Source organism: Paraburkholderia panacisoli, assembly GCF_008369935.1.
Classification (GTDB): Bacteria; Pseudomonadota; Gammaproteobacteria; order Burkholderiales; family Burkholderiaceae; genus Paraburkholderia; species Paraburkholderia panacisoli.
This window is the reverse complement of record NZ_VTUZ01000019.1, coordinates 156,585-173,003: the sequence shown is the minus strand read 5'-3', so window position 1 is coordinate 173,003 and position 16,419 is coordinate 156,585. Positions and strand designations below refer to the sequence as shown.

The window sequence follows — 16,419 nt, the reverse complement described above, 5'->3', positions numbered from 1 at the left end:
AATCCTGGGATTGCTCGTATATCCGATACCAACGCTCAAGAGCTTTCGTTGTCGGATAACCCAATTGACGAACGGTCATTGTGAGACGCTTACCGAGTCGGATATAGAGTTTGACTGCTCGAACGCGGTCTTCGTACGAATACATGAACTACCTCCGGGTAGTCCAACTTATCCGCCGCACCCCCAACTACAAAATTGAAAGTCAGACTGTCGCACCAACGCTTGATACCTTGGACGCATTGGCACGTGTGGTCGGTGTGGAGACCTGGCAGTTGCTGGTTTGATGCCAGCAAGAAAGTCCGTCGCAGGTTAAAGTAAGCGAATACTGAATATGAAAGTCCGCTCGAACTGAGGGCCCGCGTGTCGCCCTTGCGGTCACAGCAAAAACCCCGAAATTGCTGCGGTGCGGCGTCAAACAGAGCAAAGCTGCAGATTTTGTTGTGCGCCGATACGGGCGAAAAAAAAGGCGTCACGTTGCCGTGACGCCTTAAAAAGTTCTAGCCATTCCGAGGGCCGTGCTAGAACCTGAGAGACGGTATTCGAAAGTTGGGGGGTCGCTGTGATGCCCGGTGCGGGCTATGACGATGAACGGTGAGAAGACGCTGGACCGGAGACTGCGCGAACCGCGGCGAGTTCAGAACTGGAAATTCGCAACCTGAAGTCGTCTTTCGAAATAGGATTCCATTTTTTATGGTTATGCTGACTAAGTCAAGCAAAATCTAATGAGGCTTTATTCGGCACGGCAAAATCTCCTAATACGATTGAGTGTTCTATGAAAATTTCACTGAAGAGCCGACCACCGGGCCCCCGGCGCGCTCGCGCGGCTCGGTTGTTTAGCAGGCTGAGAACGCATAAATTGAAATAAAGTTCCAAAAAAAAACATGAACCGATCCTCTCCCTCCAGAACCGCCGCCGAGCCGGTCAAAGACAAAGACGGCTCGGGCGATGAAGTCACCGCGCTTGCCCGCGGCCTGACCGTGCTGCGCTCGGTGGCGGCCGCCGACGCGCCGCTCAGCAATCGCGAACTCACCGAACTGACCGGCATTCCCAAGCCGACCGTCTCGCGCATCACCGCCACGCTGGTCAGTGCCGGCTACCTGTTCCGGCTGCCGGACAGCGAGCGCTTCGTGCTGACCTCCTCGGTGCTGGAACTGAGCAACGGCTTTCTGCGCAACTTCGATATCCGCGCGCGCGCCCGGCCGTTCCTGATCGAACTCGCCGAACGCACCGCGCTGTCCGTGCATCTGGCCGTGCGCGACCGTCTCGACATGGTGGTGATCGACGCGATCCGGCCGCGCTCGGCGGTGCTGGTGTCGCGCCTCGAGATCGGCTCACGGATGAATCTGAGCCGCACTGCGGTGGGCCGCGCGTACCTCGCGGCGCTCACGCAGCCAGAGCGCGACAAGCTGCTGGTCGGCTTGCAGGCGGCGGAAGGCGATGACTGGGGCTACATCGGCAGCCGCCTTGAAAGCGCGTTGCAGGAGACCGTCGAGCGCGGCTTCGCGATCGCCACCGGCGAGTGGCACGACGGCCTGAACGCGATCGCGCTGGGCTTCGTCGGCCCGTCGGGCGAGCGCTATGCGGTCAATTGCGGCGGCTCGGCGGACCAATGTCCGCGCGACTGGCTGATCTCGCGCGCCGCGCCGGCGCTGCTCGAGTGCATCGGCAAGATCGTCGTCGAGATCGGCGGCACGCCGGGGCGCCGGCTCGACACCTGAGGCGGCAGCGGCGCGCCGAGCGCCGGGCAGCGCGATTTGCCGGCGTGACTGTAACCTTCGTAATCAAAAGAAAAATACGCGGGTGGACTGTTACAGACCCCGCAACGTAGGATCATGCCTTCCCGTCGCGGGCCGCTCGCCCGGCTAGCCGTATTCGGCATCGAAAACGGCTCGGCAAAACTGTGATGATGCCGCATTGCGTTAACATCTCTGCCCTGCACCCCGGGTAGCATCGCGCTGAACAAGCACGGCGCACCCGCTGTCGAAACCGCCTGTCATGCCGCGCGCGCGCCGGTCCGCCGAACTTGTGTAACGGCGCGACCGCGCGAGCGGCCCACATTCAAGCCAGCCACCTGACCGAACTGATGGACGAACAACAAAAGCATCCGGAATCCCAACGCCCTGCCGCTCCGGCTTCCCAACCGTCCTCCAGCGGCACCCCGACTGGCGCGCCAGACCATGCCCCCGGCATGGTGCAGCGGCACCGCGGCCGCAACATTGCACTGATCGTCGCGGCGCTGGTCGTTCTGGGCGTCGTGCTGTGGCGCTGGCATCCGTGGGGCGGGCCCGACGGCGGCGCAAGCGGCGCGAGCGGAGCCAGCGGCGCGTCGGGCGCCCGCAGCGGCGGCCGGGGCGGGCGCGGCGGCATGGCCAACATGCCGCAACCGGTCCATGTGGCAGCCGCCACGCAAGGTGAGATGCCGGTGGTGCTGACCGCGCTCGGCACGGTCACCCCGCTCGCCACCGTCACGGTGCTGCCGCAGTTGAGCGGCGTGCTGCAGGACGTATATTTCAAGGAAGGCCAGATGGTCAAGAAGGGCGACGTGCTGGCCCAGATCGACCCGCGCCCATACCAGATCTCGCTCGAGAACGCGCAAGGCACGCTGGTGCGCGACGAGGCGCTGCTGCAAACCGCGCGCCTCGACCTGAAGCGCTACCAGACGCTGCTCGCGCAGGACTCGATCGCGAGCCAGCAGGTCGATACGCAGGCGTCGCTCGTGCGCCAATACGAAGGCACCGTGAAGTCCGACAAGGCGAACATCGATAGCTTCAAACTCGACCTCGTCTACGCGCGCATCACCGCGCCGGTGTCGGGCCGCGTCGGGCTGCGCCAGGTGGACCCGGGCAACTACGTGACGTCGAGCCTCTCCACGGGCCTCGTCGTGATCACGCAGTTGCAGCCGATCAGCGTGATCTTCACCACCTCGGAAGACAACCTGCAGCAGATTATCCAGCACACGCAGAACGGCGAGCAGCTGTCGGCCACCGCGTACGACCGCAGCAACACCCGGTCGCTCGAAGCCGGCACGCTGAAGACGATGGACAACCAGATCGACACGACCACCGGCACCGTCCGGCTGCGCGCGATCTTCCAGAACGACGACAACAAGCTGTTCCCGAATCAGTTCGTGAATACGCGCCTGCTGATCGACACCATCAAGGACGCGGTGATCGTGCCGACCACGGCCGTGCTCAACGGCTCGATGGGCCAGTTCGTGTACGTCGTGAAGCCGGACAACACGGTCACGGTGCGCCCGGTCAAGACCGGCCCGGTGGACGGCGAACGCACCAGCATCAAATCGGGCCTGCAGGTCGGCGAGCGCGTCGTGACCGACGGTTCTGACCGGCTGCGCGAAGGCGCGAAGATCACGATTCCGGCCGAGCGGCCGCGCGCCGCCTCAGGCGCGCATGGCGCGAGCGGCGCAGCCGCCGCGTCGGGCGCGTCGGGCGCCCATGCGCATCACGGCAGACACGTGTCGCAAGCCGCGCAATAAAGGAACGGCACTGATCGCATGAATCCATCCCGCGCTTTTATTCTGCGTCCCGTCGGCACCGCGCTGCTGATGGCGGCGATCATGCTGGTCGGCCTCGTCGCGCTGCGCTTTTTGCCGCTGTCCGCGCTGCCCCAGGTCGACTATCCGACGATCCAGGTTCAGACCTTCTATCCGGGCGCGAGCCCGGAAGTGATGACGTCGTCCGTGACCGCGCCGCTCGAGCGGCAGTTCGGGCAGATGCCGTCGTTGAATCAGATGTCGTCGCAAAGCTCGGCCGGCTCGTCGATCATCACGCTGCAATTCAGCCTCGATCTGCCGCTCGACATCGCCGAGCAGGAAGTCCAGGCCGCGATCAACGCGGCGGGCAACCTGCTGCCGTCCGACCTGCCCGCGCCGCCGATCTACGCGAAGGTCAACCCGGCCGACGCGCCGATCATCACGCTCGCGATCACCTCGAAGACGCTGCCGATGACCCAGGTGCAGGACCTGGCCGACACGCGTCTCGCGCAGAAAATCTCGCAGGTCGCGGGCGTGGGTCTGGTGAGCGTGTCGGGCGGCCAGCGCCCGGCGGTGCGGATTCAGGCGAACCCGCGCGCGCTCGCCGCGTACGGCCTGAATCTGGACGACCTGCGCACCACCATCTCGAACCTGAACGTCAATACGCCGAAGGGCAACTTCGACGGTCCGACGCGCAACTACACGATCAACTCGAACGACCAGCTGACCGACGCCGACCAGTACAAGAGCGCGGTGATCGCGTACAAGAACGGCCGTCCGGTGATGCTGACCGACGTCGCGAACATCGTGCAGGGGGCGGAGAACACCAAGCTCGGCGCATGGGTCGACAACACGCCGGCGATCATCCTGAACGTGCAGCGCCAGCCGGGCGCCAACGTGATCCAGGTGGTGGACAGCATCAAGGCGCTGCTGCCGCAATTGCAGCAGGCGCTGCCCGCCGCGCTCGACGTGCAGATCGTCACCGACCGCACCACCACGATCCGCGCGTCGGTGCGCGACGTGCAGTTCGAACTGGCGATGTCCGTGGTGCTGGTGGTGCTGGTGATGTACCTGTTCCTCGCCAACGTCTACGCGACCATCATTCCGAGCTTGTCGGTGCCGCTGTCGCTGATCGGCACGCTCGCCGTGATGTACCTGTGCGGCTTCTCGCTCGACAACCTGTCGCTGATGGCGCTGACCATCGCGACCGGCTTCGTGGTCGACGACGCGATCGTGATGATCGAAAACATCGCGCGCTACGTCGAAGACGGCGGCCCGCCACTGGAAGCGGCGCTGAAGGGCTCGAAGCAGATCGGCTTCACGATCATTTCGCTGACGGTGTCGCTGATCGCCGTGCTGATCCCGCTGCTCTTCATGGGCGACGTGGTCGGCCGGTTGTTCCATGAATTCGCGATCACGCTCGCGGTGACCATCGTGATTTCGGCGGTCGTGTCGCTCACGCTGGTGCCGATGATGTGCGCGAAACTGCTGCGCCACTCGCCGCCGCATGAGAGCCACCGCTTCGAGGCGAAGGCGCACCGCGCCATCGACTGGGTGATCGCCCGCTATGCGGTCGCGCTCACGTGGGTGCTGAACCGGCAGCGCTCCACGCTGGTGGTCGCCGTGCTCACGCTGGTGCTGACCGGAGTGCTGTACGTCTTCATTCCGAAGGGCTTCTTTCCGGTCCAGGATACCGGCGTGATCCAGGCGATCACGCAGGCGCCGCAGTCGGTGTCGTATGCGTCGATGGCCGAGCGCCAGCAGGAACTCGCCGCGCAGATCCTGAAGAACCCGGATGTCGAAAGCCTCACGTCGTTCATCGGCGTGGACGGCAGCAACATCACGCTGAACAGCGGCCGCATGCTGATCAACCTGAAGCCGCGCGACGACCGCAGCAACACCGCGAGCGAGGTGATCCGCCAGTTGCAAAAGGATGTCGCGCATATCACGGGCGCGTCGCTGTTCATGCAGCCGGTGCAGGATCTGACGATCGATTCGACCGTAAGCCCGACGCAGTACCAGTTCATGCTGACCGATGCGAACATCAACGAATTCACGACTTGGGTGCCGAAGCTCCTCGACCGCCTGAAGCAGGCCCCCGAACTCGCGGACGTGGCGACCAATCTGCAGGACAACGGCCGCTCGGTGTTCATCGAGATCGACCGCGCCACCGCGTCGCGCTTCGGCATCACGCCGGCCACCATCGACAGCGCGCTGTACGACGCGTACGGCCAGCGCATCATCTCGACCATCTTCACGCAGTCGAATCAGTACCGCGTGATTCTGGAAGCCTTGCCGGAGATGCAGCACTACACCGACTCGCTTAACTCGATCTACCTGCCCTCTTCCACGTCGACGGGCGGCCAGGTGCCGCTGTCGGCCATCGCGAAGTTCATCGAACAGCCCGCGCCGCTGCTCGTCACGCATCTGAGCCAGTTCCCGGCCACCACGGTGTCGTTCAACCTCGCGCCGGGCTCGTCGCTCGGCGCGGCGGTCAACGCGATCAGCCAGGCCGAGAAGGACATCGGCTTGCCGGCGTCGTTCCAGACGCGCTACCAGGGCGCGGCACTCGCGTTCCAGGCGTCGCTGGCCAACGAGCTGTTCCTGATTCTCGCGGCCATCATCACGATGTACATCGTGCTCGGCGTGCTGTACGAGAGCTTCATCCATCCGATCACGATTCTCTCCACGCTGCCGTCGGCCGGGGTCGGCGCGCTGCTTGCGCTGCTGATCACCGGGCATGATCTGGACATCATCGGCATCATCGGCATCGTGCTGCTGATCGGTATCGTAAAGAAGAACGCGATCATGATGATCGACTTCGCGCTGTACGCCGAGCGCGAGGAAGGCAAGCCGCCGCGCGAAGCGATCTACCAGGCGTGTCTGCTGCGCTTCCGGCCGATCCTGATGACCACCCTCGCCGCGCTGCTCGGCGCACTGCCACTGATGCTCGGCACCGGCGCCGGTTCGGAGCTGCGCCGGCCGCTCGGTATCGCGATCGCGGGCGGGCTGATTGTCAGCCAGCTGCTGACGCTGTTCACCACGCCGGTGATCTACCTCGCGTTCGATTCGCTCGGCCGCCGCGCGCGCGAACGCTTCAACCGCGGCAAACCGACGGCGCCGCCCGCCACCGATGCGGGGACTTGAGCGATGAACCTGTCGCGTCCGTTTATCTCACGCCCGGTCGCCACCACCCTGCTGGCGATCGGCATCGCGCTGGCCGGCGTTTTCGCGTTCACCAAACTGCCGGTCGCGCCGCTGCCGCAGGTCGATTTTCCGACCATTTCGGTGCAGGCCACGTTGCCGGGCGCGAGCCCGGAGACCGTGGCCACCAGTGTCGCGAGTCCGCTCGAGAGGCATCTCGGCTCGATCGCCGACGTCACCGAAATGACCTCGCAGAGCTCGGTGGGCTCGACGCGGATCACGATGCAGTTCGGCCTGAACCGCGACATCGACGGCGCCGCGCGCGACGTGCAGGCCGCGATCAACGCCGCGCGCGCCGACCTGCCGACCAGCCTGCGCAGCAATCCGACGTACCACAAGGTCAACCCCGCCGACGCGCCGATCCTGATTCTCGCGCTCACGTCGAATACGCTGACCGCCGGCCAGCTGTACGACTCGGCAGCCACCGTGCTGCAACAGTCGCTGTCGCAGGTGGACGGGATCGGCGAAGTGGACGTGAGCGGCTCGGCCAATCCGGCCGTGCGGGTGGAACTGCAGCCGCACGCGCTCTCGCACTACGGCATCGGTCTTGAAGATGTGCGCGCGGCGCTGGCCGCCGCCAACGCGAACAGCCCGAAAGGCTCGATCGAGTTCGGCGCGAACCGCGTGCAGATCTACACCAACGACCAGGCGAGCAAGGCGTCGCAATACAAGGATCTGGTGATCGCCTATCGCAACGGCGCGGCGGTCAAGCTGTCGGATATGGGCGAAGTGGTCGATTCGGTCGAGGATCTGCGCAACCTCGGCCTCGCCAACGGCAAGCGCTCGGTGCTCGTGATCCTGTACCGTCAGCCGGGCGCCAACATCATCGAAACGGTCGACCGCGTGAAGGCGATGCTGCCGCAACTGCATGCGTCGCTGCCGGCCGACGTCGACATCCTGCCCACCGTGGACCGCTCCACGACGATCCGCGCGTCGTTGAAGGACACCGAGCGCACGCTGATGATCGCGGTGGCGCTGGTCGTGATGGTGGTGTTCCTGTTCCTGCGCAACTGGCGCGCCACGCTGATCCCGAGCGTGGCGGTGCCCATCTCGATCATCGGCACGTTCGGCGCGATGTACCTGCTCGACTTTTCGATCGACAACCTGTCGCTGATGGCGCTGACCATCGCCACCGGATTCGTGGTCGACGACGCGATCGTGGTGCTGGAGAACATCTCCCGCCATATCGAGAACGGCGTGCCGCGCATGAAGGCGGCGTTTCTCGGCGCGCGCGAAGTCGGCTTCACGGTGATGTCGATCAGCATCTCGCTGGTCGCCGTGTTCCTGCCCATTTTGCTGATGGGCGGCATCGTCGGCCGGCTGTTCCGCGAGTTCGCGCTGACGCTGTCGCTGGCGATCGCCGTGTCGCTGGTCGTCTCGCTCACGCTCACGCCGATGATGTGCTCGCGCCTGCTGCACGAGCCGCACGAAAAGAAGGAGGAAGGCCGCTTCGGGCGCTGGCTTGAACGCGGCTTCACGTCGATGCAGCGCGGCTACGAGCGCACGCTCGGCTGGGCGCTGCTGCATCCGCGCCTGATCGTCATGATCCTGCTGCTGACCATCGGCCTGAACATCTGGCTGTATGTGATCGTGCCGAAAGGCTTCTTCCCGCAACAGGACACCGGGCGGCTGGTCGGCGGCATTCAGGCCGATCAGAGCACCTCGTTCCAGGCGATGAAAGGCAAGTTCGCGCAGATGATGGACATCGTCGGCAAGAACCCGGCGGTGGATAGCGTGGTCGGCTTCACCGGCGGCCGCCAGACCAACTCGGGCTTCATGTTCGTGTCGCTGAAGCCGAAGAGCGAACGCAAGCTGTCCGCCGACGAGGTGATCCAGCAGCTGCGCGCGCCACTCGGCGACGTGGCCGGCGCGCGCACCTTCCTGCAGGCGGTGCAGGACATTCGCGTGGGCGGACGCCAGTCGAACGCGCAATACCAGTTCACGCTGCTCGCCGACTCCACGCCTGACCTGTACCTGTGGGGGCCCAAGCTCACCGAGGCGCTGCAGGCTCGCAAGGAGCTTGCGGACGTCAACTCCGACCAGCAACAAGGCGGCCTCGAATCGATGGTGACGATCGACCGCGCCACTGCGTCGCGCCTGGGCATCAAGCCCGCGCAGATCGACAACACCTTGTACGACGCGTTCGGTCAGCGCCAGGTGTCGACCATCTACAACCCGCTGAACCAGTATCACGTCGTGATGGAAGTCGCGCCGCAGTACTGGCAAAGCCCGGAAATGCTCAAAGAGATCTACGTCAGCACCTCGGGCGGCAGCGCGAGCGGCGCGCAGACCACCAATGCGCCGGCGGGCACGGTCACGTCGAAGCAAACCGCGACGACCACCGCCACCACCAGCGCGGCTACCGGCGGCGCGGCGGGAACCACCGCGTCGAGCGCGGCGAGCATCGCCGCCGACTCCGCGCGCAACCAGGCGATCAACTCGATCGCGGCGAGCGGCAAGTCGAGCGCGTCGTCGGGCGCGGCGGTGTCGACGTCGAAGGAAACCATGGTGCCGTTGTCGGCAATCGCGAGCTTCGGGCCCGGGACCACGCCGCTATCGGTGAATCACCAGAGCCAGTTCGTGGCCTCGACGATTTCCTTCAATCTGCCGCCGGGCGTGTCGCTGTCGACCGCGACCCAGGTGATCTACGACACGATGGCGGAGATCGGCATGCCTGGCACGATCCACGGCAGCTTCCAGGGCACGGCGCAGGCGTTCCAGCAGTCGATGTCCGACCAGCCGATCCTGATTCTGGCCGCGCTCGCGGCGGTGTATATCGTGCTGGGAATGCTGTACGAAAGCTACATCCACCCGCTGACGATTCTGTCGACGCTGCCTTCGGCGGGCGTGGGGGCCCTGCTCGCGCTGCTGCTGTTCAAGACGGAGTTCAGCATCATCGCGCTGATCGGCGTGATCCTGCTGATCGGTATCGTGAAGAAGAACGCGATCATGATGGTGGACTTCGCGATCGAAGCGTCGCGGCGAGGCATGTCGTCGCGCGACGCGATTTTCCAGGCCTGTCTGCTGCGCTTCCGGCCGATCATGATGACCACCTTCGCGGCGCTGCTCGGCGCGTTGCCGCTCGCGTTCGGACGCGGTGAAGGCGCGGAATTGCGCGCGCCGCTGGGGATCGCGATCGTCGGCGGTCTGATCGTCAGTCAGATGCTCACGCTGTACACGACGCCGGTTGTGTATCTGTATATGGATCGGATCCGGGTGCGCTGGGAGTCGAGGAAGGCGCGTAGAGGCGGTGTTGCGCCGTCTGCGTGATAGTTTCGCGCCGTTGCGCCGTGGGTTGTGCGTTTGATGCGCACCACCCACGGCGTGCTCAACGGCAAAGAGAACTCAAAGCTTCTGCTCCCTCGCCAGCAAAAAAATCCGTTGCCATTGCTTCGCCTGCCGCTCATCTGACATCGGCACGAGCCAATCGCCATGCTTCGCGTCCTTGACCTTCAAAGCCACCTGCGATAGACCATCGCGACTCTCAAACTCAGCGCCCAGCAAATCGGCAAAGATATAAGCGCCCCGCTCTTCGCCGACATGAATCTCGCACAGCCGCTTGCCGGCCGCGAGCCGCACCGAGCCCCAACTGCCTTTGAGCTCGTGCGTCCAGTCGCCGTCGCGAATGTTCGGTGCGACTTCCTGGCGGCGTCGCCACCAGTACGCCGCGGCGGCAATCAGCAGCGCCGCCACCAGCACGGCCACGCCGACCGCAACGGCCAGCCCGAACGCCGCCTGCAACGCATAGAACGCCCGCACCGCACCGTACACCAGCGCGATCAGCGCAATCAATGCAACGACAATCGGCATCGCTAGCTCACCCCGCAAAAAGAAAACTAGCCTGGCACGAGCGATGCCGCATGCTCAGCGCAAAGAACCATTGCGGAAAGCGCGCCGCCGCAATCAAGCCCGGCGTTACGGCTGCTTGTGCGTCTCAGCCCAATCCTTCAAGGCTTTCAACGTGTTCTCGACGTGCTTCTCGGGCGACAGGCTCGTGTATTCGTAGATGATCTTGCCGTCCGGCGCGATCACGTACGACACGCGATTGGCCATCGAACTATGCATCGGCAAGCCCGCGTCATAAGCCCCGATCACTTTCGAATCGGCGTCCGCCGCAACCGGGAATTTACTGCGGCATTCGCTGACCGAAAACTTCGTCAGGGTGTCGATGTTGTCGTGCGATACACCGATCACCGTCGCGCCGTATTTCTTGTATTCGTCGACGGCATCGGCAAATTCGTGCGCTTCGATCGTGCAGCCCTTGGTGAAGGCCGCGGGATAGAAGTACAGCACCACCGGTCCTTTCTTCAACTCGTCGGCGAGCGAATACGTGTAGGTCTTGCCGCCTAGCGACGCCTGCGCGGTGAACGGCGGCGCTTTTTCGCCCGGCTTGAGCGTCGCCGACGCGCTCAGCGAATAGATCGCGAAGCCGGCCGACATGACAGCGGCCAGCGCCATCGATAGAAATCGTCTCTGCATCTGCTCCTCCTCGCGCGAGTGCGCGCGCTTTGTCAAATACGCTTTGTCGAATGACTGGGGCGTGGCGGCGTTCGACGCAACCCCGCTCCTCGCTGCACTCTCTATTGAATCACGGACGCACGAACTGCGTATGACGCGGCCCCAAAGACCCCTCGACGCGCGCCGCCCGGCTCAGCCGCCCGTTTCCTCGACATGCGCGCCGAACCACGCCGCGGCGGACAGATTCAGCTCCGACAACACATCCGGCGTGAGCGCCGCGAAGCCGGCCGGCGCATCGGGCGCGGCGGCAATCGCCGCGGCGTCGCCGCCTTCGCCCGCCACTTCGGCCAGACGCAACAATGCGCCGAGTTCGCCCGTGCGCGCGACGATCGCTTCGCGAATCTGCGGCGCGAGGCCGAGTTTCTCCAGCACCGTCCCCGGCGTGCTGTCGAACACCACGTGGACCAGAGAAAAAATACCGGTCATGAACGCGGCATCGGCAAACTCGTCATCGGACGGGCGCAGCCAGCTCGCGGCCAGCTCCATGAACCGCGAGCGCGTGCCGGCCAGTTGCACGAGCGGATCGGCGCGCCACGGCAGATCGCCGCTGTCCGAGTACAGCAACAGTTGCGCCCAGCGCGCGATCTGCCGCGTGCCGGTGGCGAGGATCGCCTCGCGCAGCGACGCAATGTTGCGACCCAGCCCGAACGCGCTCGAATTGACGAGCCGCAGCAGTTGCACCACCACGCTCGGGTTCAGCTTCAGCTCGGCTTCGAGTTCGCCGATGCCGGCATCGCGCGAGAGCAGCGCGAGCAGGCGCAGCAGCCCCGGCCGCAGCGAGCGGCTGCGCGGCGCGCTCAGCACCTGAGGCCGCGCGAAGAAGTAGCCCTGGAACAGATCGAAGCCGAGCTCGCGGGCGAGCGTGAAGTCCGCGTGCGTCTCGACTTTCTCGGCGAGCAAGGTCTTGCCGTGGCTACGCACGATAGTGGCCAGTTCGGCGAGCGCGGCGCGCCCGGTCTGCAGAAAGTCGATCTTGACGATATCCGTGTACGGCAGCACGTGGATCAGCTCGTCCGACGGCTCGCTGACATCGTCGAGTGCGACCTGGAAGCCGGCGCGGCGCAACTCGCCGAGGCGGCGCGTCAGTTGCGCGTCGAACGTGACGGTTTCGAGGATCTCGAGCACGAAGCGCTCGGGCGGCATCAGATGGACGATGTCGTTGAACAGCAGCGCGCGGTCGATGTTGACGAAGCCGCGGTGATGCCCGAGCACCGCCTGCACACCGATCCCGCCGATCGTATGCGCGACGACCTGCGCGGTGGCCTGGGTGTCGCAGTTGATCTCGGCGTAGTTATGCGCACCGGCTCTGAACAGCAGCTCATAGGCATTGAGCGCGCCGTGGCGATCGAGAATCGGCTGGCGGCCCAGATAGACGAACTGCGCGGCGGACGCTGCCTCGGCGGCCCCGGCGGATGGGTCAAGCACCTCGATGCGCCGGGCACGGGTCCTGGCAGAATGACGTTCGGACATGGATCATCGGTGCAAGTGTTCGGAAATGCTACGCAGCAGCGACGTCATGGCCGGCACTGCACATTAAGGGTTGCCCTGTTAACGACATGAAGCGCCGCCACTTTAACCGAATTGCGCCCGCGCCGCCGCCGGCGCGCACGCATGTTGTTCGCGCGCGCATCCTGTCCGGTTGTTTTTTGCTGCTGCCGCTAAAGATTTTCCGCCGCGGGTCGTTATCTCGTTCTGATGGGGCGGCCTGATACCTCTTAACCGCCCAACCGGCGGAGCCAGAGACCGCCCCGCCAGCCAGACGAACACAGGTTGCCAGCGACAAACATGGAAGCGAACAGGATCACCGCGCCCCGCCGGGGCTCCTTGCGCACGGTCATCGACCGGCTTCGTGCGTTCGGCCGGCGCGTGGACGGCACTCAGCAGACCGGCGCGAGCCGCGCTGCGCAACTGGAACAGGTGGTCGGCGCCGTCGACCTGCTGGCGCACGTCGATGCCGCGCTGCGCTTCATCTATGTGTCCGACGCGAGCCTGCGCTTCATCGGCTACCACCGTGAGTATCTGGAGACGATCGCGCTGCACGACCTCGTCGCGCCCGTCGACGTGCCACGCCTCGACGCGCTGCTGGCGCGCGCGTCCAGCACGGGCAGCGTCGAGAAGGCGACGCTCGGCCTGATCAAGTCGCTGACCTATCCGATCACCGTCGAACTGCGTGTGGTGCGCAGCTGCCACGACGGCATCGACGGCTATGCGATCGCCGGCTTTGACGTGTCGGCGTGGCGCGCCACCGAGGAGCGTCTGACCCAGGCGCTGCATCTGGATCGCCTGACCAGTCTGCCCAACCAGTCGGCGCTGCTACCCGCGCTGCTCGACGCCCAGCAGCAGGCCGACGCGCACGGCACGCCGGCTGCGCTCCTGCTGCTCGACCTCGACGACTATCAGCGCGTGAACCGCGCGCTCGGCTACGACGCCGGCGACGAGATGCTGCGCGACACGTCGCGGCGTCTGTTGAACATGACGAGTCCGAGCGAGACCGTGGCGCGCGTGGCGAGCGACGAGTTCGCGATCCTTGTGAAGCCCGCCGCCAGCCGCACCGACGCGGCCGCCACCGCCGAAGCGCTGGCGCGGCGCCTGTTGACCGCGATCCAGCAGCCTTATGTGTTCAAGGGCCAGCAGGTGCATCTGTCGGCGAGCATCGGCATCGCGCTCTATCCCGACGTGCGCCACGCCAACGACACCGCCGCGCACGACACCTACCTGCTGCGCTGGGCCGACCATGCGTTGCTGCAAGCCAAGGCGGCCGGCGGCAACACGCTCGCGTTCTACGTGCCGGACGACAACCCCGCCGACGCCGAACGCCTGAAGCTCGAAGCCGATCTGTACGACGGCGTGCGCAACGGCGAGTTCTCGCTGCACTTCCAGCCGATCACGAGCAGCCGCACGCACGGCGTGGTCGGCGTCGAGGCGCTGATCCGCTGGGCGCATCCGGTGCATGGCCTCGTGCCGCCGTCGATGTTCATTCCGCTCGCGGAGTCGATCGGCCTGATCAATTTCCTCGGCAACTGGGTGTTGAAGGTCGCCTGCATGCAGTTGATCCAGTGGGACGCCCAAGGCATCTCGCTGCAATACGTGGCCGTGAACGTGTCGCCGCAGCAGTTCCGCGATCCGCGCTTCAAGGACTCCGTGAGCGAGGCGATTGCGCTGACCGGCATCGATCCGCGCCGCGTCGTGTTCGAGATCACCGAAAGCCTGCTGATGCACGACCCGGACCACGCGAAGGGTCTGCTCGAAGAGTTGACCGCGATGGGCATCCGCTTTGCCGTCGACGACTTCGGCACCGGCTATTCGAGCCTCGCTTACCTGCAACGATTTCCGCTCGCCAAGCTCAAGATCGACCGGAGTTTTGTCGAGAATCTGCTAACCTCGCGAAACGATCAGGCAATCGTTAGCGCGGTCGTCGGACTCGCGCAGACACTCGATCTCGAGCTGGTAGCCGAAGGCGTCGAAACGGAAGCGCAGCGCACGCTGCTCACCGAGATGGGATGCGACCACATTCAGGGATGGCTCGTCTGCAAGGCGCTGCCTTCAGAAGAACTCGCGCAGCGTTTCGAAGCGCGCACGCTTCACCTGCACTGCGCCTAGCCATGCGGGCGCAGCGCTTACGCAGCGGAACAAGCCGGCCACCAGCCGGCGTGGCAATCATTGGAACGTGTATGGTTTTTGCGGGACTCACATGGTAAAGGCGGCAGTGCTCGACCGGCTCTGGACGCGAATGAGCGAGCGCGGCGATTTCCCTATGCTGTCGCAGTCGCTGCGCACCACCATGGCGGCGATGAACAATGACGACCTCGACTTCACGGGCCTCGTGCAAGTGGTGTTGTCGGACTTCGCATTGACGCAAAAAGTGCTGCGACTCGCCAACTCGGCCATGTACATGGCGTTCGGCGGCAATATCACGACCGTGTCGCGCGCGTTGATGGTGCTCGGCATGGACGCGGTCGGTCATCTCGTCGTCGGCCTGAAGATCGTCGATCACTTTCATCACAGCGCGCCGCGCCGCATCGACGCAAAACTGGAATTGAACCGCACGCTGCTGTCGGGCTGCGTCGCGCGCAAGCTGACCGAGCGCGGCGATCTGCGCGCCGGCGAGGAAGCGGTGGTCTGCACGCTGATGCGGCAGATCGGCAAGCTGCTGGTGGTGTTCTATCTGGACGCCGAGTGGGACCAGATTCGCCGGCATATCGACGACGGCACGCTCGAAGCCGATGCCTGCGTGCTGGTGCTCGGCGTGACGTTCGACGAGATCGGCGCCGAAGCCGCCGTGCGCTGGCGTCTACCCGACATGATCCGCTCGGGCATGGGCGAGTTCGATCCGCAGGACGTGGAACAGCCGCGCCAGGTGCAGTGGCTGCGCGCGATCACCAATTACTCGACAGCGGTCGCCGACGTGCTGACCCAGCAGAACATGCCTGACTGGGAACGCGAGGCGCGCATCGCCGAACTCGCGCAGGAATATAGCGGCGCGTTGAATACGGACCCCGAGGTGCTGCTCGAAATGAGCGTCGCGCTTGCCCGCGAGGAAGGCGGCGACGGCGTGATGGCCGAGATCGTCGAGCTGCGCGCGAATGCGGATGCGATCGCGCGCGAGGCGCTCGACCCCGAGGCGCGCATCGCGGTGGGCGTCAAGGATCTGCGCGGCCTGCCCGACGGCAGCCCGCTCGCGCCGGCTCTCGCGATGGCCGCGGAAACCGTGCTGGCCGGCCTCGGCTTCGCGCGCACGGTGGTATTCGTCAAGCACAGCAACGGCACGTTCAAGGCGCGCCTCGGTCTGGGTCCGAAGACCGACGCGGCGCTGCCGAAGCTGACCTTCAACAGCGCGTTCGAGCCCGACGTGTTTCATCTGGCCATCGCGAATTCGGTGGGCATCTTCATCGAGAACGCGCGCGACCCGAAGATCGTCGCGCGATTACCGGAATGGTTTCGCCGCTCGTTCGACGACACCCGCGCCTTCGTGCTGTTGCCGGTCGTCGATGAGAGCGACCAGACGGTGGCGCTGTTATACGGCGACTGGTCTCATACTCAGGAGCCGCGCCGCATCTCGCAGAAGGAGATGAGCGTGTTGAACGAGTTGGCGAAGGAGTTAGGCCGTTTTTTTGGCCTGGGGCAGATGCGGGAAATGGAGACGATGTGAGGACGTGGCGTGATCGTTGATCACGGTACTTCGACTTCACTCTCACCGATTTAGTATC

General features: G+C 64.9%; 9 protein-coding genes. 6 read left to right on the top strand and 3 right to left on the bottom strand.

Features of this window, described 5'->3' with window-relative positions:
- Positions 1-881: 881 nt before the first annotated feature.
- The 4 genes from FVF58_RS26585 (at position 882) to FVF58_RS26570 (ending at position 9,964) form a co-directional block, all read left to right on the top strand.
- Complete coding sequence (locus FVF58_RS26585) at positions 882-1,718, top strand: IclR family transcriptional regulator (RefSeq protein ID WP_149672800.1); 837 nt, start codon at positions 882-884, stop codon at positions 1,716-1,718.
- 365 nt (positions 1,719-2,083) lie between these two features.
- Entirely contained in the window at positions 2,084-3,493 is a 1,410-nt protein-coding gene (locus tag FVF58_RS26580) for an MdtA/MuxA family multidrug efflux RND transporter periplasmic adaptor subunit (RefSeq protein ID WP_149672799.1), read from the top strand.
- A gap of 18 nt (positions 3,494-3,511) precedes the next feature.
- Positions 3,512-6,637: an MdtB/MuxB family multidrug efflux RND transporter permease subunit gene (locus tag FVF58_RS26575; protein ID WP_149672798.1), complete on the top strand. Its 3,126-nt coding sequence runs from the start codon at positions 3,512-3,514 to the stop codon at positions 6,635-6,637.
- A gap of 3 nt (positions 6,638-6,640) precedes the next feature.
- A complete protein-coding gene (locus FVF58_RS26570) occupies positions 6,641-9,964 on the top strand; it encodes an efflux RND transporter permease subunit (protein WP_149672797.1) in 3,324 nt (1,107 codons plus the stop codon).
- Positions 9,965-10,039: 75 nt separating this feature from the next.
- Here the strand turns inward: FVF58_RS26570 and FVF58_RS26565 are convergent, their stop codons facing one another.
- From FVF58_RS26565 to FVF58_RS26555, 3 genes are all read right to left on the bottom strand, one after another.
- The gene (locus tag FVF58_RS26565; RefSeq protein ID WP_149672796.1) at positions 10,040-10,504 is read right to left on the bottom strand and encodes a hypothetical protein; all 465 of its coding nucleotides are present in this window, start codon (positions 10,502-10,504) and stop codon (positions 10,040-10,042) included.
- Between the two features lie 105 nt (positions 10,505-10,609).
- Positions 10,610-11,173 carry a peroxiredoxin gene (locus FVF58_RS26560; protein WP_149672795.1) on the bottom strand — a complete coding sequence of 188 codons (564 nt, stop codon included), beginning with the start codon at positions 11,171-11,173 and terminating at the stop codon, positions 10,610-10,612.
- A gap of 171 nt (positions 11,174-11,344) precedes the next feature.
- Positions 11,345-12,682 carry an EAL and HDOD domain-containing protein gene (locus FVF58_RS26555; protein WP_149672794.1) on the bottom strand — a complete coding sequence of 446 codons (1,338 nt, stop codon included), beginning with the start codon at positions 12,680-12,682 and terminating at the stop codon, positions 11,345-11,347.
- A gap of 315 nt (positions 12,683-12,997) precedes the next feature.
- Here FVF58_RS26555 and FVF58_RS26550 point away from each other — a divergent pair, with 315 nt between their 5' ends.
- The gene (locus FVF58_RS26550) at positions 12,998-14,812 is read left to right on the top strand and encodes a putative bifunctional diguanylate cyclase/phosphodiesterase (RefSeq protein ID WP_149672793.1); all 1,815 of its coding nucleotides are present in this window, start codon (positions 12,998-13,000) and stop codon (positions 14,810-14,812) included.
- Between the two features lie 91 nt (positions 14,813-14,903).
- Positions 14,904-16,361 (top strand): HDOD domain-containing protein, encoded by a 1,458-nt coding sequence (locus tag FVF58_RS26545; RefSeq protein WP_149672792.1) that lies wholly within the window; start codon positions 14,904-14,906, stop codon positions 16,359-16,361.
- The last annotated feature ends 58 nt before the right edge of the window (positions 16,362-16,419 follow it).